Below are 25296 nucleotides of genomic sequence, written 5' to 3'. Positions count from 1 at the left end.
TTAACTATTCACCACTGTTCACCATAAGAAAAAATATAAGTAATACAGTAAGATAATGGGTGAACAGTTGAGGGGGTGACTGTTCACCCACTGTTCACCACTGTTCACCCTCGGTTTTCGCAGTGACGATATCACTTAGACTTTATTTCGATTAATAGATAAATATTTATAACTAAAAGTAATAGATATTGTTGTAATGTAATGCAGTGATTTGCATCTGTTTGCCAACGTTTGCCACTGTTTGAGTCTGAGAAAAGTCAATGTTTGTTTTCCCGAAAATCTCACATGACCCGAGAGAAAATATAAACATAATAGGGAGCTACCCGAGGCCGGACGGACACGACCGGCACTGTATGGACTTTATGAGGTAGCCCGATGCACACCGCTTTTTCTTCCCCGTCTTCTGCCCCTGCCGCGCCGCTGATGCCGGTTTCTGATGCCGTTCAGGAGCGCTTTATCCGTCTGCCCGAAGTGATACATCTGTGCGGGCTGTCCCGCTCCACGATTTACGACCTCATCAGCCGGGAGGCTTTCCCGAAACAAATCTCCCTCGGCGGAAAAAACGTGGCGTGGGCGCAGTCAGAAATCACCGGGTGGATGGCCGACCGCATCGCCGAACGCAACCGGGGCTATGACGCATGATGATGCCCGTTCCGCAAAAAGCCCCTTTTTCTGGCTTGCTTCCCTTCGCCGTTTCCAGGTATAGTTTTGCCGCTGTCGCAAAATCGACAGCCGGAATTGGCGTTCCGAATAACTTCAAGGCGACACGACACGCGCCATGCGTGTTTTTTTATGTCGTTGCTCAGGCACACCCATTTTCAGGGCTGTGGTGTTTATTCGTGCACCAGGGTTCTTTTCTGATAATGGTAGTCCGGGCGGGGCAGCCTTCGGGCTGGCCGGTTCCCTTGAAGGCCGGTTACGCCAACCCCGCTCGGGCTGCCACCAGTGAAATTGGCGTTTCCGGTGGTAGTTTTTCAAACTACTTCAAGGAGGCTGCCGTCATGGCTACTATCCTCACCCCGTCACACCCGCAATTTGTCTTTGTGTTTGCCGCCGTCCGTCGCGCAGACCGTCAGCCCCGTATCTGCATGCTCCGCGCTGTCGCCGGGGATGAACACACCGCACGCCTTTCCCTCGTCCGCGATTACGTCCTCTCGTTTGCCGGTCGTCTGCCGGTGGCGGAGGTGCGCGCATGAAACAGCCCGCCATCACCGTCAAAGACCTCGAATGCCTGGAGCACCTGCGTAACGTCGGTCAGTTCGTCGGCGAGCTGATGCAGGTGCAGGACTGTACTTCCCTGCGTCGTGACCCGACCCAGCAGTTACAGCTCACTTCCGTGATTTACCTCATGACCGCCCAGCTCGACGGCGTGGTCGAGCGCTGCAACCACCGCTGGTTCACCGGGGAGGGCAACGTATGAAAACGCCTCTGCCGCCTGTATTGCGTGCTGCCCTGTATCGCCGCGCCGTGGCCTGTGCCTGGCTGACCCTGTGCGAACGCCAGCACCGCTATCCTCACCTCACCCTCGACGCGCTGGAAAGTGCCATCGCCGCCGAGCTGGAGGGCTTCTACCTGCGCCAGCATGGCGAGGAAAAAGGCCGTCTGATTGCCTGTGCATTACTGGAAGATTTGATGCAGGCCGGGCCGCTGAAAGCCGCCCCGTCGCTGTCCTTCCTCGGGCTCGCCGTGATGGATGAGCTCTGCGCCCGCCATCTGACATCGCCTGTACTGCACTGAGGGAGAAAAAACCATGAAAATGAACGTAACGGACACCGTAAAACAGGCGTGCGGCCACTGGCCGCGCATTCTCTCGGCGCTGGGCATGAAAGTGATAAAAAACCGGCCTCAGGCGTGCCCGATTTGTGGCGGTGATGCCCGTAGTGACCGCTTTCGCTTTGATGACCAGGAAGGGCGCGGCACATGGTACTGCAACCGGTGCGGCGCCGGTGACGGCCTGAAACTGGTTGAGAAGGTGTTCGGCATATCGGCACCTGAGGCCGCCCGGAAGGTGAACGCCGTCACCGGCCACCTGCCGCCGGTAGCCCCGGAGATGATTGCAGCCGCAGACGCCGGAACGGAGGCCGACCGTAAAGCAGCGGCCGCGCTGGCCGTCAGACTGCTGGAGAAAACGCGCCCGGCCACCGGCAACGCCTACCTGACCCGCAAGGGCTTTGCCGGTCGTGAGTGTCTGACGCTGACCGCGTCGCACAAAACCGGCGGCGTGGCCTACCGCGCCGGTGATGTGGTGGTGCCGCTGTATGACGGGACCGGCGCGCTGGTTAACCTCCAGCTTATTAATGCTGAGGGGCTCAAGCGCACCCTGAAGGGCGGGCAGGTCAAAGGGGCATGCCATCTCATCGACGGGCAGAAACAGGCCGGGAAACGCCTGTGGATAGCGGAGGGTTATGCGACCGCGCTTACCGTGCATCACCTGACCGGAGAAACCGTCATGGTGGCGCTGTCGTCCGTGAACCTCCTTTCTCTGGCGAGCCTGGCCCGCAGCAAGCACCCGGCCTGTCAGATTATCCTCGCCGCTGACCGTGACCTGAACGGCACCGGCCAGAACAAAGCCACCGCAGCCGCTCAGGCCTGTGAGGGCATTGTCGCCCTGCCGCCGGTGTACGGTGACTGGAATGATGCGGTGATGCTGAAAGGCGAAGACGCCACGCGGAAAGCCATTTATGCCGTCATCCGGCCAGCGGCCCAAAGCCCGTTCGATACCATGAGCGAGGCGGAATTTACCGCCATGAGCGCCAGCGATAAGGCGATGCGGGTGCATGAGCATTACGGTGAAGCGCTGGCCGTGGACGCCAACGGCCAGCTTCTGTCCCGCTATGAAAACGGCATCTGGAAGGTGATAACGCCGTCTGATTTTGCCCGCGATGTGGCCGGGCTGTTCCAGCGGCTGCGCGCCCCGTTCTCATCGGGGAGAATTGCCTCGGTGGTGGAGACCCTGAAACTGATTATTCCCCAGCAGGATGCACCGGCACGCCGTCTGATTGGTTTTCGCAACGGGGTGCTCGATACCAGCTCAGGTATATTCAGCCCGCACAGTAAATCGCACTGGCTGCGCACCCTGTGTGACGTGGATTTCACCCCGCCGGTGGAGGGCGAAACGCTGGAGACCCACGCGCCGAACTTCTGGCGCTGGCTCAACCGGGCGGCCAGTGGCAACCCGACAAAACGTAACGTGATTCTGGCCGCACTGTTTATGGTGCTGGCGAACCGCTACGACTGGCAGCTCTTTCTCGAAGTCACCGGCCCCGGCGGCAGCGGGAAAAGTATCCTGGCTGAAATCGCCACGATGCTGGCCGGAGAGGATAACGCCACGTCAGCGGACATCGACACGCTGGAAGACCCGCGCAAGCGTGCCTCCCTGATTGGCTTCTCGCTCATTCGTCTGCCTGACCAGGAGAAATGGAGCGGTGACGGTGCCGGGCTCAAGGCCATCACCGGCGGTGATGCGGTCTCCGTTGACCCGAAATACCAGAATCCGTACTCGACGCATATTCCGGCGGTGATTCTGGCCGTGAACAACAATCCGATGCGCTTCACCGACCGCAGCGGCGGCGTGTCACGTCGCCGGGTAATCATCCACTTTCCGGAGCAGATAGCCCCGGAGGAGCGCGACCCGCAGCTCAGGGATAAAATCGCCCGCGAGCTGGCCGTGATCGTGCGCCAGTTGATGCAGCAGTTCAGCGACCCGATGAGTGCCCGCGCGCTGCTCCAGTCGCAGCAGAACTCCAATGAGGCGCTCAGCATCAAGCGCGACGCTGACCCGACCTTTGATTTTTGTGGCTATCTGGAGGCGCTGCCGCAGACCAACGGGATGTTTATTGGTAATGCCAGTATCATCCCGCGTAATTACCGTAAATATCTCTATCACGCGTATCTGGCCTATATGGAGGCCAACGGGTACAGGAATGTGCTCAGCCTGAAAATGTTCGGACTGGGACTGCCCATGATGCTGAAAGAGTACGGGATGAATTATGAGAAGCGGCACACAAAGCAGGGGATACAAACCAACCTGTCGCTGAAAGAGGAAAGCTACGGCGACTGGCTGCCGAAGTGCGACGAACCCACCGCTACATAACCTATCCGGACCGGCAACAGCCGGTCTTTTTGTATCTGCCCCTCCCTCAAGGGTGAACAATCCACTGTTCACCCTTCACCGTATGTTCACCCTGTATCACTATGAAAGTATTAATAAAAAACAAAAGGTGAACAGTGTGAACAGTTAAACCCAAAAAAACTTTTTACCCCCCTCATCACCATCATATTGCGGTGATGGTCGCCGGAAACAGGCCAGGAACGCGCTGAGGTGAAGAGTTGACTGTTCACTCTTCACCAACTGATCACCATCTATCATTATGATATTAAAAAGAAAAATAAGAAGGTGAACAGTGTGAACAGTTAAATGCAAAAAAACTTTTTATCATCCTCAACACTCTGCTCACTACCATATAATTCTGTACTGTGGTCACGGTATTATTTTGAAGGTAATTTTTAAAATATTAAGGGCGGACAAATCGTCCGCATTCAGTGAGGTTAACAATGGCGCAGGATGCCTGGATTGTGCAATTGCAGATGCTATTAAATCATATACCCGTCAAGGATATTATGGTTAATGCGGTTGGAAGTTTTGTTGGTGGTATAGCACTCATTTGGCTCGCAATGAGTAAGCATGGAGTTCGTGTTTTAAGGTCAAAGTTAGCAAGACCTAATGTTCGTATCGAACGACGTAGAACACCTGAAAATATATTCACAGGGATAGAGCTTGGTGCTCCATCTCGCTGGGTTGAGCAGCAACTAGGTGTTCCTAACCGCATAGGTGATAAATGGTGGGGATACAGGTATTCAGACTCACTGGTTTCTCTGACATTCAACACAAATGATTCTATCGAAACCATTGCAGTGGCATTGATTGACCCTGATACAACTTTCGAATTTCCATCTTGGCACCTTTGCTTCCCACCGCTGGGAAGATTAACCCTAAAAGACCTTATGGAAGAGGAACACTTAACTTTGGAGTATAGGGAATCCTCACGGCATCAAGAACTCGTAGTTTCAGGAAGAGAAGGGCCACCAGGAGCATGGAATTATGTTGCCTTTGGGGCATTGTCGCCTCATGTCCCTGGGCAGTTGTTACCGAGTGATTTCGAATGGGATAGGGAGAGTGAAACTCTTCTGAGCAACTCACAAAACGTAAAAATCAACTGGGCAGCAGTTTCAAGCACCTCATACATCTATACTTTTCCATGGGACTTAGGTTTAAAGCTTCAAGCTTGATAGCATTGATTTGGCGTATCTGCTTATGTTGATAAGTGAGGTAGATATGAAGGCTAACGGGTACAGAAACGTGCTCAGCCTGAAATGTTCGGGCCGGGGCTAACCGTGATACTGAAAGAGTACGGGATGAATTACGAGAAGCGGCAGATAAAACAGGGGACACAGACTAACCTGAAGCTCAGGGGCAGCAACGGCGACGGGCTGCCGAAGTGCGACGAACCCGCAGCGACATAACCCACCATCAGACCGGCACCCGCCGGTCTTTTATGCCTGATTATCCCAACGGATGAACAATCGACTGTTCACCCTTCACCGTCTGGTCATCACTTAATACCATGAAATAATTATATAAAAGTCAGAGGTGAACAGTGTGAGTAGTTAAATGCAAAAAAACTTTTTTATAGCATCTTTGTCCCGGTTAGGTTCCGAGTTACGGATCCTAACCAAAAGAAGCTTTCAAAATTTTTTTTGTAAGTCATATCAGATAGCTAAGGTGAATGGTGGTGAAAAAATGGTTGGGGGCACAAATGGGGGCATAAATCATGTTGTTAATTATTTATCTGTTGTTTTTCATTGTGTTGAGTTGATGTTTGAGTCCGGCCTTCGCACCAAATCCCCCAATCAGACCACTAAAATACTTTTTTGTATCTGCATTTCATCATTTGAAAACCTCCTGTTGAGGCATCTGTTCTTCTGGCCCCGATGCGGCTAGCACAGCATGCTCCCCACTTTCCACCCGCGCTTCATCCTCACACCACCTTTCAAACAGCCTGGCGAATCTGGCGCTTTGCCAGGTTTCTCCAACCTGGCTAAAGATAAAGCCAGTGACCACAATAGCGGAAATAAAGTAAAACAGTGAAAATGCGATAGCTGAATTTACAGCCCCGCTGGCCAGTAACGATTGTATTGTTGTCCACCAGGCGCAGGCAAAAATGACGATTGAAATTAGCCAGAAACCTCCACTAACGATGTGAAATTTTTTTATTTTTTCAGCATCGACAGAAAAATGATTTTCTTCACAACGATATAAGGATGGGTTTTTAAGGAAACTCATTAATCGTACATCATATGAGCCGATATTTTTATCAGCGATAAACGCGATCAGCTGATGGGCGTGCCAGACAGGAAGAGTAATCCCGATCTGCTCATATAAAAATTTCATTTGTACCGTCTGATGCGTCCTCGAGAGTTTAGTGTCGGGTATCTCAGCGTTCGCTATCTCAGCGATTTTATTCAGCACCTCTATTTTTGTTTCAATAGGTACCTTTTCGAAGCGGATTTTTCGCTTTGCTGGCGGGCTGGACATCACTTTTCCCGCCCAGTCGATGATCTTTTTAGCCACATATAAAATCGCGGGTAGCAAAACCAGCTTTGCAATATCTATCTCGTTAATAGCTCCCATCGTTATTCCTTTATAAAATGAATACGCAATGAATTTACAACACTGAATTTATTTTATGTAGCCCTCATTATTATGAGGGCTTTGATATAGCTAATTCCTGGGCTGGTTCCTGGTCTGACTTAATGCCATCCGCCCAATACGGCCCCTGCCCGGAGGCCGTTATACTTAAAGACTGAAGCCAATCTCCACCGATGCCGCACTGCGTTCCCCCTCGCCATGGTAAACCGCTTCGATGTTGTTACCATCGGGATCGAGTACAAACGCCGCGTAGTATCCCGGGTGATAAGTTCGCTCACCGGGCGCGCCGTTATCACTGCCGCCGTGTGCCAGCGCTGCCTGGTAAAAAGCATCCACCGTCTCACGATCCCTGGCCTGGAAAGCCAGGTGATGGCGCCCTGTCGGCTTACCTGCGGAACCGGGGCTATTAATGGATGAAACAACAAGCTCATCAGCCCAAAAATAATCGTCGTAGGTATTCACGACAGGGATCTCAAGGACCGCCAGCACGGCTGTATAAAACGCTTTGCTGGCCTCGAAATCATTTACCACAAGCTGGATATGGTCGATAAGCCTGCCGCGATGTAATCGGTAAGTCTCCATGATGGTTTCCTCATTCAGTCGTATTAACAGGTACTTATCCGTTATCTAAAAGGAACGTTGTACGGATTTGATGGATGAGTACAGGTCCGGAGTGGCGATATAGAGCATGGCATTAAAATCCTGTCTGTCACCGCAATCCTGACCCCTCAACCCCGTCCCCCAATCACCCCGATAAACTCTCTGACCTGCTTCTGCTTCCTGGCCGACAGCTTCTCCACCCCGCGCATCGCGGCTTCCAGCTCCGGTTCCGGCTCAACCGCCGTCAGCACAATACAGCCCTCCATCACCCGCACCTCCACCCGGGTACCGGTCGAAAACCCTGCCGCCGCCAGCCACTCGCCCTTCATGATCAGCGCCGGAACAAGACGACGATCTGGCAAACGTCTCACATAACTCACCGTCAACTGACGCTTATTTTTCGGCGACACTTCTGGATCAAACGAATCTACAATACAATCAGCATTAGTCATGGTTGCTATTCTCTCGAAATAGTAATTGTGATCAGCGGTGCGGGTGTGCGCCAACACATTCGCACCGCGCTAAATAACACCTGTAAACCTAACCAGTAATAAAAATAAAGTCCAGACTTTAATCGGACATAATAAACGTCTTTAACCGCAAATTAAGAATTAACAAAATGCATGATGCTATTAATTAGCGCCTGTGGAAAATGCCTTTCCTGATATTGCTGAAATAACCGCAAAGCAGATTCAAAAAATAAAAGCGAGATAATGCGCGCAACAGGATGCCCATGCCCAATTACGGGCACCCCATCTCTTTAGCCAGCGTCCCCTTCCGGGACTTCAGGCGGCGGGCGATAACTGCCGGCAGGGCGGACCAGAACGAGAGCGCCGGATGAGTCCGCCGCTCAATCTCCTCCACCGTAACCTGATAATCACAAAAACTGGCGCTTTTGGGAGTCGCCTGATCCAGCAAAAACGCCGCGTATTCGCCTTTATCCGGACTGGAGCCGATAAAAATAATCTTCCAGTAGCCGCTGGGGATCTCCACCTCGGGCGCGGCGGGCAGGGTGGCGATATGCCGTTCGAACAGCGGCCCGGTAACGGACCACACCGCCGCCACGTCGCGGCGCTCGGCGAGGGCGCGCTCCTTATCCTCAAGCCGCGCCCACGCCCCCTGATTCAGGGCGGACACCTGCGGGGTGATATTGGAAAGATAGTTTAACGCCTGCCAGTCTGCGCTGGCGCCGAGCCCGGCGAGCGGCGCCTGATGCCCGCGATCGACCGCCAATGCTGCGCTGGCTCCTTTGTATGCCGCGGGGGCAAGGGTATCCGTAGCGGGTAAATCCGGATCGCGCTTCCAGCTGCGCGAACGCCCGCTGGCCAGGCTGGCTTTGGTGATTTTATACGCCACCCAATTAGCGAATTTGCGCTGGCTGTTGTTATTGAGCGTATAGGCTTCGCGAACCAGCGTCTGCGCGCTTCCGCCGGTCGGGCAGCCCACTTCACAATGATCCTCGCCGGATGATGCGGCAGCGCACGCGACGGCAAAAAATAGCGACGGCAGAACGCTGAATACTCGGGATAGTTTCATAATATTGATGACGTCAAAGAAAAGATGAACCGATGCATAAAAGAAGCCCCTGAATAACCAGAGCGGAATTCAGCTATGAATCGCAAAGATGAATTGAGAGCGTAAAAAGAGTTAGCCGGTCGCAGCCGCGCGGAATATCACAAGATGATTTAACATCACGGCGGATGTTATTTTGTGACTCTGGAAATGATGTTGAATGAGGTGACCAGACTCTCAAACCCGCTATTTTCAGCCGGGCTGAACGGGCGGGAATATGTCCAGCGAAGCATAAAGCGGTGCGGCATCCATGTCGTTGTCCGAAAAAATGTCGCGGCAGGGGAAAACGCTTCTCTCTGCGAGGAGGATTACTCAGACTACGCGGATGACCGATTAAGGAGAGAAGATATGAAAAAGGAACTCTGGAGAGGCGTGCTGGCACTGGCCGTCCTTAGTCTCCCCGCGCTGGCGAAAATAGGCGTTTCATTCAGCCACAAAGACTGGGAAGTGGTATGCGATAACACGCTGACCTGCCGGGCGGCGGGATACAGCGCTGAAGAAGGAAGCGGAGGTTCGGTGCTGCTGACCCGGCAGGCCGGTGCGGGCACCGCCGTCTCGGGAGAGCTGATGCTGGCGGAGGTGACCGACAGCGATGTTCTGCCGGGCAAACTGACGCTGTGGATCAACGGCCAGCCGGCAGGCGATGTGAAGCCCGCAAAAGAGAGCTGGCCGCTGTCGGAGAAACAGGCCCGGGCGATCGTTAACGCCATCAAAGGCAGCGGGAAGGTCGAATTTACAGGCGGGGAGGCGTCGTTTGAGCTTTCCGGCGAAGGTGCTTATGCGGTACTGCTGAAAATGGACGATGTTCAGGGGCGAATCGGCACGCCGGGCGCGTTGACCAAAAAAGGTGACAGGCCGGAAAGCAGCGTCCGGGCGGCGATTCCTGCCCCGGTCATTCACCGGGTCATACCTGAGAAGGCGCAGGAGAGAGCGTTAACCGCGCCTGAGCTGGCGGTGCTCAAGCCGAAGCTTCTGGCCACGCTAAATAACGATGATTGGTGCGATCGCCTCCAGCCTGAGGAGGGGGAGGAGGCTGAAACCATCAGCCTGACGCCGCTGGATAACGCGCATTCCCTGATTTCGGCCTTGTGCTGGCGGGCGGCCTATAACGAGGGATACGGCTATTGGGTTGTGGATAGCAAACTTGAGGATAATCCAACGCTTATTACGGTTTCCGGTTCTGAGTATGGTGACGGCGAGATTTTTATGAGCCAGAAAGGGCGAGGGCTCGGCGATTGCTGGGGGACGGCGAGCTGGCTCTGGGATGGCACAACGTTCCGCAAAAGCCGTGAAGCGACCACGGGGATGTGCCGCTATCTTCGCCTCGGCGGGACATGGGATCTCCCCACCTGGGTGACCGAGGTTAAACCGGCAAAATGAAATCACGCGGCCAGAATCTCTCCCGGCACACATGCCGACAGAGAGGACAGGGAAGGATCTTAACGATCGTCCGCGTAGCGGGATCGCGATCGACAGCGCCAGTGGCGTCAGAAAACTGACGCCTTGTTCAAAATAACAGCGCGGCTAATGTATTGCTAACTCGAATTAGTTTATGATTAAGCCGTTCTGTTCGTTATGGAAAATGAGTTTATGGCCAAAACCGTTGAGCAAGTCGCCAGGGCGCTGGAAATCTCGATTACCACCGTGCGCCTGGTGCTGGGTGGCAAAGCTGAGCAGTATCGCATCAGCGCCAAAACGCAGCAGCGTATTAATGATTACATCGCCGAGAACGGGCTGGTCGTTAACCATATCGCCCGCAGCCTGAAGCTCAATAAAACCGAGACCTTAGGGCTGGTGATCCCGCGTTTATCCAACCTGTTTTTCTCCACCCTGGCGGAAAAGCTCGAAGCCTGCTGCCGTCAGGCGGGGTATCAGCTAATGATTGCCTGCACCTACAGCGACAGCGAGCATGAAAACAGTCTGGTTGAAGGACTGCTGGCGCGCAACGTTGACGGGCTCTTCGTGGTGCCCTCTACCCGGGAAACGCAGCTGCATCACCAGAAGGTAGCGCGCAAGCGGCCGCTGGTGCTGCTCGACCGCGATTTTGGCGAGAGCGACGTGTCGCTGGTGGTGAGCGATAACTACAATGGCAGCAAAAAGCTGGTGCAGGCGATGACCCAGGCGGTGGACGTCTCGCCGATTTTTTTTATCGCCGGGGATACCCAGCAGCCGTCGATCCAGCGTCGTCTGCAGGGCTACCTGAGCGAGCTGCCCGCCGGCAAGGAGTGGATATTGTCCGCCAGCCATAACCGTCAGGAAGAGGGCAAACAGCTGATGCTCGATTTTCTCCGTCAGCACCGTGAGCCGCCGAAGGCGTTTATCGCCTCCTCTCTGCCCATTCTGGAAGGGACGCTGAGCGCGCTGCGGGAAACCTACGGCTTTATTCCGTCGGATATTCCCATCGGCACCTTCGATGAGCATCAGATGCTGGGATTTCTGCCGAACGCGGTGTGGTCGATGCGCCAGGATGAGGACGCCTGGGCGCAGCACGCGTTTCATCTGATGCAGCAGAAGCTGCAGGGGGAAAATGCCGATGTGAAGATCACCGTGCCGATGACCCTGATTCACCGCCCGCTGTCGGTGGAGAAGCAGCGGAGCCAGTAAATGACACGGCTTGTGTGAACACGTCAATCCCCGGCTGCGCTATGCTGGCCGGGGCTACAGATACCGCATCCTGCGCGCGCTGGTAGCCCGGATAAGGCGCGGGCGCCGCAATCCGGGAACCCTTAACGATCCCTCATCAAGTCAATCGCTGAACAAACCGCGCCGCCAGCCCGGCGTCCAGCTCCGGCGGCAGGCCGCTGATCCCGACGCCGGCAATGGCCAGCCCGTCGACGATCACCGGCTCACCGCCCGGCATCGCCAGCAGCTGCGGGTCGTTAAATACCGCCAGCTGCAGGGCGCCGGCGCTGACCTCTTGCGCCAGCGTTGCCGTCGGACGGCGAAAGCGCAGGGCGCTCCAGGCCTTGCGCTGCGCCAGCTGGCGCGGTAGCGGTGGGCAGCGAGCGTGCGCGCCAAAGGCGATGAGCTCGCCCTCCGGCCCGACAACCGCCACCGCCAGCCCCCGGGTTCGCGCATCGCTTTCCGTCTCCTGTAAAAACCGCGCGACCTGCTGGCACACGACGCTATCGTTCAGACGGATCTGGGGACAGAGCGCGTCATTGTCCGGCATCGGCGATATACCCCCTTAAGCGCAGATAGAGGTCATCCAGCTCGCCTTTCTGCGCCGCCGTCAGCGCCACAAACGGCTCGCGGGTGGGGCCGGTATCGACGGTCTCTTTCGCGGCAAGATACTTCGCCGACTGGAACACGCCGCGCGCGACCAGCTGCTCCACCACCTCGTTGATCTGCTGCTGCAGGCGCTGCGCCCGGGCGATGTCGCCCTGCTGAAAAGCGCTGCGCAGGGCGAGAAACAACTCCGGCTGCAGGTTAACCGTGGTGCCAACCGTGGCCGTTGCGCCCGCCGCGAGGCTGGAAAGGAAGATCTCATCGAAACCGTTAAAAAAGACTTTCTCCGGGTAGCGGGCGATCATCCGTTCCAGCGAATAGAGGTTATGCGAAGTATGCTTCACCCCCAGAACCTGCTCATCGCCGAGCAGCGCGTCGGCGCTCTGGGCATCCAGCTCGACGCCGGTAAACTGCGGAATATTATACAAAATCACCGGAATCGAAATGGCGTCCAGCACTCGACGGTAGTAGGCGATAATCTCCTCGCGGCTATATTTGTAGTAGTAGGGCGGCACCAGCGACACCGCGCTGGCGCCGTCCTGCTCGGCGTGCTTCGCCAGCTCGACGGCATCCCGGGTGCGCGGCGTCCCCACGTGGGCGATCACCGGCACGCGACCGCCCGCCGACTGCACCAGCGTTGCCAGCACCTGCCGGCGCTCATCGAAACGCAGCAACGGCCCCTCCCCGGAGGAGCCGCAGCAGTAAAAGCCCTCAACCCCGCGCGCCAGCTGGGCGCGGGCGATCGCGTCCAGCGCCGCGTAGTTCACCGACTCATCGGCGTGCATCGGCGTCACCACGGCGGAGATAATGCCGCGAAAAACCTGCCATTTATCGCTTACCATGCGGTCCAGCCTCCATCCACCACCACGTTGGAACCGGTCATATAGACCGAGGCGTCGGAGAGCAAAAACACCACCGCGCCGTTGTACTCGTGGGCTTTCGCCATCCGCCCGATGGGGATACGGTTGGTGTAGTTTTTCTGGAAGCGCGGGTCCTGATCGCTGCGCTCGACGCCGGAGAGGGTCAGAGTATTGACGCGAATGCCGTCGCGCCCCCAGTAGGTGGCGCAGTAGCGGGTAAAGTTATACAGCCCGGACTTTGCCGCCGAATAGGCCACCGGTTTGACGAACGGAATGCCGGTGTCCTCTTTTTTGTAGCTATAGATATCCTGCACAGGGGAGACCACGCCGTAGATCGAACCGACGTTGATGATCGAGCCGCCTTTGCCGGCCTGTTTCATGCGCTTGCCGACCTGCTGGGTCATCAGGAAGGTGCCGACCAGGTTCACTTCCACCACCTCGCGGAACACCTCTTCCGGAAACTCTTCAAAGGGGCCGGAGACTTCCGGCGGCGCGCTGGGCTGGGTGTCGACGCCCGCGTTGTTGACCAGGCCATCCGGGACGCCCCACTTCGCTTCAATGCTATCCAGCACCCGGTTAATGCTGGCTTTATCGGTAATATTCACTTCCGCGCACAGCAGGCGGTCGGAGTCCTTGATCGCCCCCAGCACGCGGTCGACGCGCGCGGCATCGACGCGGGTGGCCAGCGCCGCCACCTTCGCGCCGCGGTCGTGTAACGTCTTCACGTACTGCGCCCCCAGCTGTCCCAGGCCGCCGGTCACGATGATGACCTTGTCTTTAACCGAGAATAACGTGTCTTCCATTGTCCTTTCCCCTCACTGCGTGGTTAGATTTTGTGGGTTGCGAGGTAATCACGATCGAGAATAATGCCGTGGCCCGGCCTTTCGCTCGGCACGTAGTAGCCGTCCACCTCTTCGCCCGCTTCGGCGATGATGCGCAGATCTTTCCAGCGCCCGCCGTCGGTCATCTCGGCGTATGAGATATTCGGCACCGTTGCCAGCAGGCTGGCGCTGAGCTCCATGACAAAATGCGGCGTCATTGGCAGGTTGTGCGCGCGGGCGACGGCGGCGATATCCAGATAGCCGGTGATCCCGCCGACGCGGCCGAGATCCGCCTGGATGTAATCCGCGCTGCCGCTCTCGATGTACTGCGTAAACTGGTTTAAGTTATAGACGTTTTCTCCCAGCGCGATAGGCGTGGCGCTGCGTTCGCGCAGCCGCAGGTGGCCGGCGATATCGTCGGAGGGCAGCGGCTCCTCAATCCACAGCAGGTTGAGCGGTTCGAACAGCTTGAACGCGCGCAGCGCCTGCGGGAAGTTCCAGCCCTGGTTGGCGTCCACCGCCAGCGGGAAGCCCGGCACTGCTTCCTGAATTTTACGCAGCCGCTCCACGTCCTCCTCCAGCGTCGGTTTGCCCACTTTCACTTTCGCCGCCAGGTAGCCGGTGCTTTTCCAGCGTTTGACCTGGTCAATCACTTCCTCAATGGACAGATGCAGGTTAATGCCGCTGCCGTACAGCGGAACGCGATCGCGTACGCGGCCAAGAATGTCGATAATCGGCGCATTGAGGGTTTTACCTAACAGATCCCAGTAGGCAATATCCAGCGCCGCCAGGGCATGGGTGGTGACGCCCGCGCCGCCGACGTCGTGTACGTGTTTATACGAGCGATGCCACAGGCCGCGCGGGGAGAGCGGCTGGCCAATAACGTCCGGGATAATCTCGGCAATCAGCGCGGAGATGGTTTTCCCGCACCAGCCGGAAGTGTGGCTAAAGCCGGTGCCGACGTGGCCGTTAGAACCGTAGACGTCAACAATCGCCACTTCGATATCGGTGACGTGGTGAATCTGATCCCCCCACGGGCCTTCCGGCAGCGGAACGCGGGCGGTCATCAGTTCGATATTGTCAATCACGGGCATTTTTGTGCTGTTCATCTGATTCCTTCCTTTATGGGTTCAGCGGGGGCCGCCCCTGCGGCCCGGGCGGTTAATGTTTGGAGGCCGGGGATTCATGCCCCTCCAGGGCAATTGCCGGGCTGGCGTCATGTTCTCGATCGTTCTCGTCGCCCACCGCATGGCCGAAGACTTCCGGCAGCAGGAAGATGGAGGCGAGGAAGGCGCAGAACGGCGCGATAGCGATAATCAGCGAGGCGACCGGTACGCCGACCGCTTCAAACAGGGCCGGGAAGACCAGGGTGGTAACGAAGGCGGTGACCTTGACGATGGTGTAGCCGATGCCGGAGGCTACCCCGCGATAGCGCGGTTTTGCCACCAGCGAGATCACCGTCATGCCGCTTTCGGAATCCCAGTAGTGGCCCCACAGCATTAGCGCCGCGCCGAAGATGATAAATGCGAAGCTGCTGCTGTAGACGCCCCACGCCGATATCGAAATACCGATGGTGACCAGCAGGAAGCCGTATTTGCTCAGCCCCTTATGCCCGAGCTTCGGCAACAGCAGCGGGCCGACAAACGCCGAGAGCGCGGCGATACAGTTCACCGCCAGCAGGGCGAGGTTATTCTGGATCTGCCCGGAAATCCCGATGGTGACGAGGATTAGCGGCAGGAAGAAGGAGAAGGCGTAGTTTTCAAACGACTGTACGGCGCAGGAGAACCAGCCGAACAGGGTGGTGCGGCGGGTAAAGGGACGACGGAACAGATCGTGCAGCGTCTCTTTGAGCGTCGGGTCGGCGATGGTGACGTTTTCGTTGGGCAGAATGTCGTCCAGCAGACGGCCATCCTGTTCGCCGTAATAGTCACGGGAGGCTTGTTTCGCTTCGATAAAGCGGCCGCGTTCGACGAACCACGCCGGCGTCTCCGGCAGCTCCCGACGCATAAACAGCAGCAGGCAGGCCGGGATCGCCGGGACCGCCAGCACGATGCGCCAGATCATATCCGGGTGAACATCAAGCGCCACCAGCGTGGTGACCAGCAGAATAGCGGCGATAATCCCCAGCGCGAACATAAACTGCCAGCGGTTAGCCATCACTTCGCGCTTGCCCTTTGGCATCACCTCCATGATGTAGGTAAAGCCGTTAGCCACGTCCGCGCCCACCGGGATCCCGGCGAGGCAGCGAATAATCGCCAGCCAGTACATATTGGGCGCCAGGCCCTGAAGAACGGCGAAGATCGCGAACAGGATCATCGACCAGAGGAAAATTTTACGCCGTCCGAGCTTATCGGTCAGCCAGCCGCCGAGCAGCGCGCCGACCACCGCGCCAAGCTGGGTGCCGGCGGCGGTAAAACCGAGCAGCCAGCTGCTGGGCTCATAAATATCTTTCAGGGCGAATAAAATAAACGCCATGGAATAAATATCCCATGACTCAATTAATAATGCGGTGATCATTAGCCATCCCGCTTTGGTGCAGCCGGGGGCCTCCTGCTGATCGAGCCGTTTCTTTGCCTTCTGGATAATAAATTCAATATGTTGCTGCTGATACATATAATCCTCTCTTATCCGGGCAGGCGGAGAGCCCGCCCGGACAGATGCGCGTTGATCCGCTCTTTATGGGCGATAAAGAGACGAATGAAGCGGATGTTTGCCAGGATCGCTAACAACGTAAAAATTACATAAGCGAATCAGTTGTTATTTCATTAATAAATGCGCATCGCCTGCGATAAAGACTTTCATATTTTGCGTCAGCGCCTGGGCAATAAAGGCGTTCAGCACTTCGGATAACCCCTCCTCTTCTACGTAAGCCAGACTGAGATGGTTGCTCTGGTGGCCCGCCATTAAATCGTCGCGCGAAACCCCGTCGAGAACGGCGTTGAGTAACGGCCACTCGTAGTTGGTCGCCCGGCGGCGGCGTTCGAATTCGTCTTGCGGCAGTTCGACGGCGGTGCCGGTGCCGATATGCAGGATCACCTGGGTGCCTTCGTAATGCGCTCGCGCCCAGATAAAGCGTCCGGCTTTGCCCTGACCGGCAATGGTCGAGCCGCCATAGGGGAAGAACATCGCCGGCTGGCGATAGCCGGTGGCCCCGGCGATCCCGCCTTTCAGATGGGCGAACGGCACAGCGCCGGAGATCTCCAGATCCCAGTAGAACGTGCCGTTGTATTCGCTACCCCAGCGGATATCGTGAAGGGTGGTTTCGCTCGCCATACCCAGCGCGCCGAGCAGCTTCGCCAGCATCACCTGCGGGATGGCGCTGCCCATATCCACCTCGTTGATGCAGGGGATCGGCGCGTCCGGACAGACGATCTCGCCGTTCTCATCCGGGATCGGGAAACGTTCCGCGTTGCCGATGGCGCCTTCGGCAAAATCTGAGGCGGCGCAGCTGTCTTTGAGCCCCTGCTGATACTGCACGCCCACTGCCGTCAGCCCGAAGCGCTTCACGAAGCGCGCCATGGCGATCATCATTGCGCACTGTTCCAGTACCTGCTCCCGGGTCAGATCCTTCGCGCCGTCGGTGCCGAACCGGAAGCGCATGCCGCGGGTCTCATACCAGTCGAGACAGGCTTCGCGCAGGGCGATCGGCACCTTGTTCATTTCAACCAGAAGCGCCGATTGCGACAGCGACTCCACCGGCATCCCTACGTCGATCATCGCTTTTTGCGGGAACACGCCGTTGATCATCCCCATACAGAAGGTATCGAACAGCCCGACAATGGCCTTGTGTTTGAGGATCGACTGCCCAACCTTCACGCCAATCTGCCCGGCTTCGCTGGCCAGCAGCGGCGCGCTGGGTGCAACCGGATGCAGATAGCCGAGCTTATGGCTGAGATGGCCGTCGCGCAGCCAGGTGTCCAGGCCACGAATAAACGCCTCGTCGGCGAAGGTTTCCGACCAAAGCCGCGAGTAGCTGCGCTCCAGGCTGGTGAGGCAGCCTGCCATACAGAGCATGCCGACGAGGCCCGGCCAGGTACCGTCAAAATTGGCGAGCAGCAAAATAGGGCCGCGATGATGTACCAGCGAAGGAGCAAGGTGATGGGAGTATTGCCAGGCGGTCAGCAGGACAATAACCGGCGCATCCGGATCGATCCCGGCGAACAGCTCGCTACCCTCTTTCTGGCTGCTGATAAACCCGTGACCGCGCTGCTCGTTGACCGGATGGGCGCGGCGCAGGCGATAGCCTAATGTTTCCAGCGCCGTTTCCAGACGCTGTTCAAACAGCTTCTGCGTGGGCCAGCAGGTGACGTTAGCCGGTTCGCGGAGATCCGCATTGGTCACCATCAACACTTCGCCTGGCTGCGGGGTAATAAGCCCGGCTTCCGCGGGTAACGTTAAATTCAGCATGTGAATTTCTCCTGTAGGGGATAGGTCGCTTGGTTATCGTTGAGCGTGCTGCGCCGGGGTAAGCGCCGCATCAATCGTTCTGTTGCTGGCTAATTTCTTAGGCTAACTCGAATTAGCAAATTAGGATAAAAAAAAGACAGGAACAAACTCTTTACCGGGGATTTGTGATGGCTATCAATGTGCAATTATTAACTTATTAATATTTAACTCTTTATTTTAAACGGTGGGTCGAGGTGACAGGGAGCGCTTGCTGAGGCGGCATAAAGGCGGGCAGAAAAGCGGACGGGAAGCGCAGCGGGGACGGTAAATCAGCGTTAAATATATAATTAATTGAATTTAATAAATTATTTACGGTATGCCGTAAGCGATTTGTCTCGCGGCGCTGGCGCGGGTGTTAAAATTTAACCGATCCTGGTCACACTCTTTTAGCATTTACGTTGTGAATCTCCGTATCTTGTTATAATTAGCTAATTCGAGTTAGCTTGCGGACGATTTTCCCTCGCGACCGCGGTTAGCCAGGCGCTGCCCGACTTAACAATAATGATTCAGGACAGAGGATTTAATGATGACTATGCTTACCTCGCCCGCCATGACCCCTGCAAAAAATGAACAAATATCGCAACAAACGCATGAAAGAAGAAAGCTGCTCACCGTGCTGGGCTCCGGTCTTTCCGGCACAACGATTGAGTTCTATGACTTTTTTATCTACGGCACCGCCGCCGCGCTGGTGTTTCCGTCGCTGTTTTTTCCTAACCTCTCGCCGCTGATGGCGCTGCTGGTGTCCTTCCTGACGCTGTCGATTACCTTCGTCAGCCGGCCCATCGGGGCCATCGTATTTGGCCACTATGGCGATAAGATCGGCCGCAAAAAATCGCTGGTTCTGTCGCTGATGATTATGGGTATTTCGACTTTTTTCATAGGCTTAATCCCCAGCTACGACACCATAGGCAACGCCGCGCCGCTGATACTTATCTTTTTGCGCCTCTGCCAGGGCTTTGCCATCGGCGGCGAATGGGGTGGGGCGACGACGCTGATCACCGAGTATGCGCCGCGCCATCGCCGGGGCTTTTTCGGCACTTTTGTTCAATTGGGCAACGTGCTTGGCCTGTTTATCGCCACCGGCGTTTTTGCGCTGGTGGTGATGCTGCCGGAGGATGACCTGATGTCCTGGGGCTGGCGCGTGCCTTTCCTGTTAAGCATCGCGCTGCTGTTTGTCGGGATGTTTATCCGCTCAAGGATCGAAGAGACGCCGGTGTTCCAGGAGAATCAGAAACAGCAGCAGAACGCGCCGAAAGCGGCGGAGCAGAAGTTTCCCATTCTCACCGTACTCAAGCATCACCGTAAAGCGGTGTTCCTGGCGATGGGCATGCGCATGGGGGAGATTGTTCTGGGCTGGCTGACGGTGGCGTTCTTTATGTCCTATGTGACAAGGGAACTCAACTTTACTCGCGAAACGGCGCTGAACGGGCTGCTGCTGGCCAGCTTTGTCGGCATTTTTACCTTTCCGTTCTTCGGCTGGCTTTCCGATAAAATTGGCCGCCGACCGGTCTATCTGGCCGGCGCCGCTATCACGCTGATCTTTGCCTTCCCGCTATTCTGGATGATCGACTCCGGCTCGGTGAAGATGTTTATGTTCGCCACCACCTTCTGCTATTCCGTGGGGCTGGGCATGATGTTCAGCGTTCAGCCGGCCTTCTTTTCGGAGCTTTTTGACACCAGCGTGCGCTATACCGGCGTCTCGCTCGGCTTCCAGCTGGCGAACATCGTCGGCGGCCTAACGCCGATGATTGGTACCTTGCTGCTGGTGTGGTCCGGCGGCGCATCGTGGCCCATCTCGCTGTTTCTCGCCTGCATGGCGCTGATTACCATCCTGTGCGTCTGCGTGACGCGGGAAAGCTATAACGATGAGCTTAATGAGGTGAAGAAGTAGCCGGGGAGGGTTGCCCCGCCATGACCTGCGGGGCGGGCGTATCAGAACAGATTAAATTTATATTCGATAATCACTTCCGAAGAGAGCGAGTTGGCCCGGCTGTAATGGCCGTCGGTAAGCACCGGCGTTTTGCCATTCATCTTATAGGACCAGCCCGGCCCGAACATCGCCCAGACGGTGAGATTTTTCAGTCTTGGGTGCGTCGGCACCCAGCGGCTGAAGGCGTTAATTTCTCCGGTACGGACGTGGTTGCCGCGGTAGTTAAACTGGGCGATGTTGCCGGCGAGACCGATCGCCAGCTCCGGCGTCAGGTTATAGTCCGACATATTAGAGAGAACCAGCTCACCGTCGCGCATATAGTCGTTGCCGGCATAGGCCATTGAGATAAAGGTCCCGCGCGAGTTTTTACTCATATGGCGCGGGTAGAAGCCCACTTCATTGGCCTTGTTCGCATCGGTATAGCCCAGACCCCACTTGGTGCTCCAGTTGTCCGCCTGCCACTTCACATCCATGGCGATGTGCCAGGCGTCGTCGTCAAAGTCACGCTTATTCGCTGGCATCGCTTTATACTCGTCCAGCGCGTGAGTGGCGTAGACCTGAGTACCGATGTTCAGCGCTTTTATCGGCTTAATATTGGTAAACAGAATATGGCGGCGCAGATAGTTATCGCTTTCACCATAGCCGTACTGCATGTTCAGGTGCTCGCTTTGCCACAGAATATCGCCGCTGGCGATATGGTTAATGTACTGTCCGCTGTTGGTCTGGAAGCGTTTCTTATCCGGCGAGTTACGATCCATCGCGCTTTCGATGTACGCGCCGCGCAGCGTGAAGGGGCCGTAGTTCACCGCGCCGGTCCAGCCCAAATAGGTGGTCGGGGAGAGGCGGGTGGAGTTGGAGATGACGCCAAAGTTTTTCATCGTCTGCCAGCCCCAGCGGGCGTTCAGATGAGTGTCCGCCAGGCGATACTGTAGCTTGATGTTGCGTTGACCAAATTTAGAAAAGCCTTCAGCGTTGCTCTTTTTATTCCCGCTGCCGTTGTTATACAGCACGCCGCGGGAGTTAAAGTAATCGCTGGCGCCGAGCTTGACCGCTCCGTAGTAAGTGGCATCAAAGCCAATAATATCGGCAAAATAGCCGGACTGATAATCGACGGCGACGCCCTGACCCCAGGCATTATGGACTTTCTTTGGCTCGGTCTCTTCTTCCTTAAGATATTTCCAGTAGTTTTTAAACGATAAATTCATATGGGACTGGCTGAATAACGGATCGTCGAGCACGGTATCGATATAATCGTGCTCCTTCAGGCTGTTAGTGGTCGAAGCTGACCAGGCGCTGGCGGGAATAGCCAGCAGCATAATGGCGACTGTTGTAGTATTGATTTTCATAATAAACCCCAGAGTAGGGACGCAGCGATCCAGGCGAGGTGTTTTCGCCTGAAGTCTGCCGTAATAAATAATTAAGCGTGGGTATTATTTTTTATCGAGAGCCTGTTTTCCGGCTTCAACATATTTCATGGTGCCAATTTCTGGAACGGTATATTTGCCGTCTTTATAAACAATTTTAACCACCGCGGCATTGGCAAGCGGCTTGTTTTTCGCGTTATCGTCGGTTAAATCGGAAATCATAATCTGCATGGCGGTACCGGATGAAATTGCCAGCACGTTTTTATCGCCCCGGGCCTGCGCGTTTTCAACGATAGTATGCAGCGCTGCCTGGGTACGGGTTTTTACCTGCTGATAGTTTTCCGCCATACCCTTTGGGTCGGCCGCTGCCAGCGCGTTCTGGTTGGTATCGACGGCCAGGGTGCCCGCTTTCATTTGGCTGAACAGCGCAGCGCCGTCTTTAAGCCCCAGCTGTCTGGCGCCGGCGTCGGCCATATCTTTGTTATAGCCGCCTTCGAAACCGCCGAAGAAGGCTTCTCGCAGGCCGCTGAGTTCAGTAAGTTTGTAATCACTTACTCCGGCTTGCTTAAGGATCACCTGCATGGTTTCACGCTGACGTCCGGCATCGCTGGAATAGAAGCTATCAAACGGAATACCTTTAAGCCCCTCGCCGAGATAACGAGCGACGCGAATGCCGTCTTCGGTAAGCGGTGAGTCCGCCCAACCCTGCACGCGGTCAAACGTATTCAGCAGCGTTTTGCCATGGCGGGCGAAATAGATATTCACGCCGTCATCGTTTTTAACTTCCGCCGCAGAGCAGGTTGCCGCACCTGCCGCCATCATTAATGCTATTAGCCACTTCTTCATATAACGCTCCACCTGAATGGTCTTTTTATAAGCAAAAAAAAACCTACGTCAGATATTCGACGCGAAGCATAAATAAGATTATGTTCGCTCGAACGTCTATAACGTAGGTTTCGCCTGTTCTAAACAGTAACAATCCAACAAGGGCGACGTTAGCACTAATTATGAGAAAAGACACCCTCTATTTATTATAAATGTCAGTAAATGTGATCGTCTTCATGGAGGTAATTTTGTCGATTGAGTTGTATCTTAAGTTTAATTTTCAGATTAATTGGCAGTTTTCGGCTTAAATAATTTTAGAGGATTGATCTCCGTCACAGAATAATGTTGTCCGGGCTGGACTCTTTTACGCTCTGGCGTTATTTTCGCAGCACTCTGGGATTGTTACTGACCACAGGCAAAACCTAAGACCCCTGTCCGCCAATTTGGCGTGCGGCAGGAGTCTTAGGTTTTTTTTTTGCGCCTAAGAAATACCTCTGCTACCCAACAAGGAGTGATGATGAGAACGAAAATCCTGACTGCCGCCATTCTGGCGTTATCTGCCGCTGGCGTACAGGCTGCTGAAAAACCGCTGAAAATACTGCTGGTTAACGATGATGGCTGCCAGTCTGTGGGGACCACTTCGCTGCAGGAAAAACTGACGGCCAAAGGGTATGACGTCTGGATGGTGGCGCCGGCAACGAATCAGAGCGGTATCGGGTCGGCAATTACCTTTAAAACGGGTAAAGTTTTTGATGTCAAAAAAGCCGCTGACAAACGCTACTGCTTCCCTGGAACTCCTGCCGATGCGCTGGATTTTGGCCTGTGGGGCGTACTGAAAGACGCGCCGCCGGATCTGGTGATTTCGGGCGTCAACGATGGTCCCAATACCGGTATGGCGCAGGTTAACTCCGGCACCGTGAGCGCCGCGGCCCGCGCCGTACGCTACGGTTTCCCGGCGATTGCCGCCAGCATTGGCTACCGCTTCACGGAAGAAGAGATGAAGAACAAATGGCCGAGCACGCATAAGTACTGGCCTGATTCGGTGGATTATGTCGTCTCGTTGGTGGATAAACTTAACGCCGCGCATAAACCGGGAAGCCCGATTATGCCGCAGGGGGCCGGGTTAAGCATTAACTATCCGCCGCTGCCGTCGGCTGAAATTAAGGGCGTTCATTATATTGAGAATGAACAATTCCCTGTGCCGCAGATTGGTTATGAACTTCTGGCGGACGGTACCGCCAAACAGACGATGAATCCGGAGGCGATGAAACCGGCGGAAGGGGATAATGACTCGGGCTGGCTCAACAAAGGATATATTACTTACACCCTGTTTGATGGTTCATGGAACGCGCCGCACTACCAGGCGCAGTTTGAGGCGCTGCTCGGTAAATGATGCTGTAGCGATAGTAAAGAAGAAGGCGCGGGCTCCGCGCCTTCTTTATATGAACCGATGATGAAGTGCTATTCGTCGAAGAACCAGTAGCCCTGGTTAATCAGGCGGGTCAGATCGGCGATAAAAGCCGGATTGCGCAGCGCGGCCTCGCCTAGCTCCTCTTTACCCAGCAGGGTATAGCGGCACAGCGCGTCCAGAGCCGCGGGATCGGTTGGCTCCAGCTGTTCGCTATTCACAAAGAAGCTGTCGCCGATGTGCAGTACACGCAGGCCGCTCAGACGAGTCAGCATTTCACCGCCCGCCAGCGCGTCGACAATCTCCTCTTCTTCAAAAGGCGGTTCAGCGGGCGCAATATCCAGCTCGTGGCGCGGCGTGGTGGCAAAACGCCCAAACCAGCGGCGGAAATCTTCCGGCTGGCTAATCATCTCGATCATCATGCCGCGCAGGCGTTCCAGTTCATACTCTTCTACCCGTCCCGGATGTTCGCGGCAGGTCAAATCCGGATCGCTGTAGTGCTCGCCGCCGAGATCGTTTTCCAGCGCGTAATCGGCAAAGCTGCTGATCAAATCGCGGCCGTTTGGCCCACGGAAGCCGACGGAGTAGTTCAGCGCCGTTTCGTGAGTGATTCCGTCGTGCGGGAATCCGGGCGGAATGTACAGAATATCGCCAGGTTCCAGATCTTCATCAATGATCGGCGGGAACGGGTCGACGTGCAGCAGCGCCGGATGCGGGCAGAACTGACGCATCGGTAGCTTATCGCCCACGCGCCAGCGGCGGCTGCCCATGCCCTGAATAATAAAGACGTCGTACTGGTCGATATGCGGGCCCACGCCGCCGCCCGGTACGGAAAAGGAGATCATCAGATCGTCTAAACGCCAGTCCGGCAGCACGCGGAAGGGGCGCACCAGTTCAGCGGCGGGCATATGCCAGTGGTTTACCGCCTGAGCCAGGAGCGACCAGCCGGTTTCGCCCAGGCCATCAAAATGTTCAAACGGCCCGTTGCTGGCCTGCCATTGACCGTTCTTGAGGCTCACCAGTCGACTATCGACTTCCGGTTCCATGGCCAGCCCGGCCAGCTCATCCGGCGTAATCGGATCGACGAAATTCGCGAAAGCCTTCTTTAATACGACCGGCTGCTTTTGCCAGTACTTTTCTAAAAACTCGGGCCAGTTAATGTTGAGTTGATAAGCCATAGGTTCATACCAATAAGAAGAAACGGGCCTGATTATAGAAATATGCACCCTCAAGCCGCTTTGTCATGGGTCAAGGCTGGTGCTTAATTCATCATCTGAAGTCACGACGCGGTAAGAGAGGGGGAAACGTAAAGCGGATAACGTTGATTTTCGCAAAATGTCGCTTTTGCCTGAATTCGCTGCAGCCCGCGTGGCATCTGGCTTTCCCCCATTTTTTCTGGCGTGGAGGGAGGGTGAGAAGTTTAAATTATGAGCGTTTGATAAGTTTTTTGTATTTTAAGGGTTGCTATATCCCGGCAGCTCCCTATAATGCGCTCCCACTGACACGGCAGATGTGAATCACTTCACAAACAAC

General features: G+C 55.6%; 23 protein-coding genes and 1 pseudogene. 11 read left to right on the top strand and 13 right to left on the bottom strand.

The window, feature by feature from the left end; genetic code table 11:
* Positions 1–375: 375 nt before the first annotated feature.
* From ABLU96_RS20520 to ABLU96_RS20490, 7 genes and pseudogenes are all read left to right on the top strand, one after another.
* The gene (locus ABLU96_RS20520) at positions 376–642 is read left to right on the top strand and encodes an AlpA family transcriptional regulator (RefSeq protein ID WP_044613203.1); all 267 of its coding nucleotides are present in this window, start codon (positions 376–378) and stop codon (positions 640–642) included.
* Positions 639–977 (top strand): annotated as a pseudogene (locus tag ABLU96_RS20515) (ash family protein); the annotation flags it as partial. The gene ABLU96_RS20520 and the pseudogene ABLU96_RS20515, both read left to right, overlap by 4 nt.
* Positions 978–1001: 24 nt before the next feature.
* The gene (locus ABLU96_RS20510) at positions 1002–1196 is read left to right on the top strand and encodes a host cell division inhibitor Icd-like protein (protein ID WP_257964679.1); all 195 of its coding nucleotides are present in this window, start codon (positions 1002–1004) and stop codon (positions 1194–1196) included.
* Positions 1193–1420 carry a hypothetical protein gene (locus ABLU96_RS20505; protein WP_004098168.1) on the top strand — a complete coding sequence of 76 codons (228 nt, stop codon included), beginning with the start codon at positions 1193–1195 and terminating at the stop codon, positions 1418–1420. The genes ABLU96_RS20510 and ABLU96_RS20505 overlap by 4 nt, the downstream gene beginning before the upstream one ends.
* On the top strand, positions 1417–1737 hold the full coding sequence (locus ABLU96_RS20500) for a DUF5375 domain-containing protein (protein ID WP_002889897.1): 321 nt from the start codon (positions 1417–1419) through the stop codon (positions 1735–1737). Before ABLU96_RS20505 ends, ABLU96_RS20500 begins: the two co-directional genes overlap by 4 nt.
* 13 nt (positions 1738–1750) lie before the next feature.
* Positions 1751–4093, top strand: coding sequence for a primase-like DNA-binding domain-containing protein (locus ABLU96_RS20495; protein ID WP_100681662.1), 2343 nt, complete (start codon positions 1751–1753; stop codon positions 4091–4093).
* Positions 4094–4554: 461 nt separating this feature from the next.
* The gene (locus ABLU96_RS20490; protein WP_074440718.1) at positions 4555–5289 is read left to right on the top strand and encodes a hypothetical protein; all 735 of its coding nucleotides are present in this window, start codon (positions 4555–4557) and stop codon (positions 5287–5289) included.
* A gap of 658 nt (positions 5290–5947) precedes the next feature.
* Here ABLU96_RS20490 and ABLU96_RS20485 read toward each other — a convergent pair.
* The 4 genes from ABLU96_RS20485 to ABLU96_RS20470 all read right to left on the bottom strand — a co-directional run bounded on the left by ABLU96_RS20485 (position 5948) and on the right by ABLU96_RS20470 (position 8845).
* Positions 5948–6691: a hypothetical protein gene (locus tag ABLU96_RS20485; protein ID WP_064406598.1), complete on the bottom strand. Its 744-nt coding sequence runs from the start codon at positions 6689–6691 to the stop codon at positions 5948–5950.
* Positions 6692–6856: 165 nt separating this feature from the next.
* Positions 6857–7291, bottom strand: a complete 435-nt coding sequence (locus tag ABLU96_RS20480) for a VOC family protein (RefSeq protein ID WP_004098173.1) — start codon at positions 7289–7291, stop codon at positions 6857–6859.
* 146 nt (positions 7292–7437) lie between these two features.
* Positions 7438–7761, bottom strand: coding sequence for an endoribonuclease SymE (gene symE, locus ABLU96_RS20475; RefSeq protein WP_233933048.1), 324 nt, complete (start codon positions 7759–7761; stop codon positions 7438–7440).
* 289 nt (positions 7762–8050) lie between these two features.
* Entirely contained in the window at positions 8051–8845 is a 795-nt protein-coding gene (locus ABLU96_RS20470; RefSeq protein WP_064406599.1) for a DNA/RNA non-specific endonuclease, read from the bottom strand.
* 384 nt (positions 8846–9229) lie between these two features.
* Here ABLU96_RS20470 and ABLU96_RS20465 point away from each other — a divergent pair, with 384 nt between their 5' ends.
* Together ABLU96_RS20465 and ABLU96_RS20460 are read left to right on the top strand one after the other, a co-directional pair.
* Entirely contained in the window at positions 9230–10261 is a 1032-nt protein-coding gene (locus tag ABLU96_RS20465; RefSeq protein WP_064406602.1) for a DUF1176 domain-containing protein, read from the top strand.
* 210 nt (positions 10262–10471) lie between these two features.
* Positions 10472–11485 carry a LacI family DNA-binding transcriptional regulator gene (locus tag ABLU96_RS20460; RefSeq protein ID WP_004117622.1) on the top strand — a complete coding sequence of 338 codons (1014 nt, stop codon included), beginning with the start codon at positions 10472–10474 and terminating at the stop codon, positions 11483–11485.
* 136 nt (positions 11486–11621) lie between these two features.
* Here ABLU96_RS20460 and ABLU96_RS20455 read toward each other — a convergent pair whose 3' ends face one another.
* The 6 genes from ABLU96_RS20455 to ABLU96_RS20430 form a co-directional block, all read right to left on the bottom strand.
* Positions 11622–12053 carry a heme-binding protein gene (locus tag ABLU96_RS20455; protein ID WP_064406604.1) on the bottom strand — a complete coding sequence of 144 codons (432 nt, stop codon included), beginning with the start codon at positions 12051–12053 and terminating at the stop codon, positions 11622–11624.
* The gene (locus ABLU96_RS20450) at positions 12040–12951 is read right to left on the bottom strand and encodes a dihydrodipicolinate synthase family protein (RefSeq protein WP_042944200.1); all 912 of its coding nucleotides are present in this window, start codon (positions 12949–12951) and stop codon (positions 12040–12042) included. The genes ABLU96_RS20455 and ABLU96_RS20450 overlap by 14 nt, the downstream gene beginning before the upstream one ends.
* Positions 12945–13772 (bottom strand): SDR family oxidoreductase, encoded by an 828-nt coding sequence (locus ABLU96_RS20445; RefSeq protein ID WP_016809991.1) that lies wholly within the window; start codon positions 13770–13772, stop codon positions 12945–12947. The genes ABLU96_RS20450 and ABLU96_RS20445 overlap by 7 nt, the downstream gene beginning before the upstream one ends.
* A gap of 23 nt (positions 13773–13795) precedes the next feature.
* A complete protein-coding gene (locus ABLU96_RS20440) occupies positions 13796–14899 on the bottom strand; it encodes a mandelate racemase/muconate lactonizing enzyme family protein (RefSeq protein WP_064406606.1) in 1104 nt (367 codons plus the stop codon).
* 52 nt (positions 14900–14951) lie between these two features.
* A complete protein-coding gene (locus ABLU96_RS20435) occupies positions 14952–16403 on the bottom strand; it encodes an MFS transporter (protein WP_233933049.1) in 1452 nt (483 codons plus the stop codon).
* A gap of 144 nt (positions 16404–16547) precedes the next feature.
* Positions 16548–18197: a hypothetical protein gene (locus ABLU96_RS20430; RefSeq protein WP_064406609.1), complete on the bottom strand. Its 1650-nt coding sequence runs from the start codon at positions 18195–18197 to the stop codon at positions 16548–16550.
* A 565-nt stretch (positions 18198–18762) separates the two neighbouring features.
* Here ABLU96_RS20430 and ABLU96_RS20425 point away from each other — a divergent pair.
* Positions 18763–20127: an MFS transporter gene (locus ABLU96_RS20425; protein ID WP_042944202.1), complete on the top strand. Its 1365-nt coding sequence runs from the start codon at positions 18763–18765 to the stop codon at positions 20125–20127.
* Positions 20128–20168: 41 nt separating this feature from the next.
* Here the strand turns inward: ABLU96_RS20425 and ABLU96_RS20420 are convergent, their stop codons facing one another.
* Positions 20169–21512, bottom strand: a complete 1344-nt coding sequence (locus ABLU96_RS20420) for an OprD family outer membrane porin (RefSeq protein ID WP_046878216.1) — start codon at positions 21510–21512, stop codon at positions 20169–20171.
* Between the two features lie 84 nt (positions 21513–21596).
* On the bottom strand, positions 21597–22376 hold the full coding sequence (locus tag ABLU96_RS20415) for a histidine phosphatase family protein (RefSeq protein ID WP_038422856.1): 780 nt from the start codon (positions 22374–22376) through the stop codon (positions 21597–21599).
* 496 nt (positions 22377–22872) lie between these two features.
* Between ABLU96_RS20415 and surE the strand changes: the two genes are divergently transcribed.
* On the top strand, positions 22873–23748 hold the full coding sequence (surE, locus tag ABLU96_RS20410) for a 5'/3'-nucleotidase SurE (RefSeq protein ID WP_064406610.1): 876 nt from the start codon (positions 22873–22875) through the stop codon (positions 23746–23748).
* Positions 23749–23816: 68 nt separating this feature from the next.
* On the opposite strand, the gene ABLU96_RS20405 is transcribed toward surE, so the two are convergent.
* Positions 23817–24941 (bottom strand): cupin domain-containing protein, encoded by a 1125-nt coding sequence (locus tag ABLU96_RS20405; RefSeq protein ID WP_025107488.1) that lies wholly within the window; start codon positions 24939–24941, stop codon positions 23817–23819.
* Positions 24942–25296: the final 355 nt, after the last annotated feature.

It is taken from the genome of Klebsiella sp. CN_Kp106 (assembly GCF_040064575.1).
Taxonomy (GTDB): Bacteria; Pseudomonadota; Gammaproteobacteria; order Enterobacterales; family Enterobacteriaceae; genus Klebsiella; species Klebsiella michiganensis.
The sequence above is the reverse complement of the archived record's forward strand: the minus strand, read 5'-3'. Positions and strand labels throughout refer to the sequence as shown.

Coding starts and splice junctions, on each gene's coding strand:
- ABLU96_RS20520 (WP_044613203.1), top strand. CDS start 376: ATGCACACCGCTTTTTCTTCCCCGTCTTCTGCCCCTGCCGCGCCGCTG.
- ABLU96_RS20510 (WP_257964679.1), top strand. CDS start 1,002: ATGGCTACTATCCTCACCCCGTCACACCCGCAATTTGTCTTTGTGTTT.
- ABLU96_RS20505 (WP_004098168.1), top strand. CDS start 1,193: ATGAAACAGCCCGCCATCACCGTCAAAGACCTCGAATGCCTGGAGCAC.
- ABLU96_RS20500 (WP_002889897.1), top strand. CDS start 1,417: ATGAAAACGCCTCTGCCGCCTGTATTGCGTGCTGCCCTGTATCGCCGC.
- ABLU96_RS20495 (WP_100681662.1), top strand. CDS start 1,751: ATGAAAATGAACGTAACGGACACCGTAAAACAGGCGTGCGGCCACTGG.
- ABLU96_RS20490 (WP_074440718.1), top strand. CDS start 4,555: ATGGCGCAGGATGCCTGGATTGTGCAATTGCAGATGCTATTAAATCAT.
- ABLU96_RS20485 (WP_064406598.1), bottom strand. CDS start 6,691: ATGGGAGCTATTAACGAGATAGATATTGCAAAGCTGGTTTTGCTACCC.
- ABLU96_RS20480 (WP_004098173.1), bottom strand. CDS start 7,291: ATGGAGACTTACCGATTACATCGCGGCAGGCTTATCGACCATATCCAG.
- symE (WP_233933048.1), bottom strand. CDS start 7,761: ATGACTAATGCTGATTGTATTGTAGATTCGTTTGATCCAGAAGTGTCG.
- ABLU96_RS20470 (WP_064406599.1), bottom strand. CDS start 8,845: ATGAAACTATCCCGAGTATTCAGCGTTCTGCCGTCGCTATTTTTTGCC.
- ABLU96_RS20465 (WP_064406602.1), top strand. CDS start 9,230: ATGAAAAAGGAACTCTGGAGAGGCGTGCTGGCACTGGCCGTCCTTAGT.
- ABLU96_RS20460 (WP_004117622.1), top strand. CDS start 10,472: ATGGCCAAAACCGTTGAGCAAGTCGCCAGGGCGCTGGAAATCTCGATT.
- ABLU96_RS20455 (WP_064406604.1), bottom strand. CDS start 12,053: ATGCCGGACAATGACGCGCTCTGTCCCCAGATCCGTCTGAACGATAGC.
- ABLU96_RS20450 (WP_042944200.1), bottom strand. CDS start 12,951: ATGGTAAGCGATAAATGGCAGGTTTTTCGCGGCATTATCTCCGCCGTG.
- ABLU96_RS20445 (WP_016809991.1), bottom strand. CDS start 13,772: ATGGAAGACACGTTATTCTCGGTTAAAGACAAGGTCATCATCGTGACC.
- ABLU96_RS20440 (WP_064406606.1), bottom strand. CDS start 14,899: ATGAACAGCACAAAAATGCCCGTGATTGACAATATCGAACTGATGACC.
- ABLU96_RS20435 (WP_233933049.1), bottom strand. CDS start 16,403: ATGTATCAGCAGCAACATATTGAATTTATTATCCAGAAGGCAAAGAAA.
- ABLU96_RS20430 (WP_064406609.1), bottom strand. CDS start 18,197: ATGCTGAATTTAACGTTACCCGCGGAAGCCGGGCTTATTACCCCGCAG.
- ABLU96_RS20425 (WP_042944202.1), top strand. CDS start 18,763: ATGACTATGCTTACCTCGCCCGCCATGACCCCTGCAAAAAATGAACAA.
- ABLU96_RS20420 (WP_046878216.1), bottom strand. CDS start 21,512: ATGAAAATCAATACTACAACAGTCGCCATTATGCTGCTGGCTATTCCC.
- ABLU96_RS20415 (WP_038422856.1), bottom strand. CDS start 22,376: ATGAAGAAGTGGCTAATAGCATTAATGATGGCGGCAGGTGCGGCAACC.
- surE (WP_064406610.1), top strand. CDS start 22,873: ATGAGAACGAAAATCCTGACTGCCGCCATTCTGGCGTTATCTGCCGCT.
- ABLU96_RS20405 (WP_025107488.1), bottom strand. CDS start 24,941: ATGGCTTATCAACTCAACATTAACTGGCCCGAGTTTTTAGAAAAGTAC.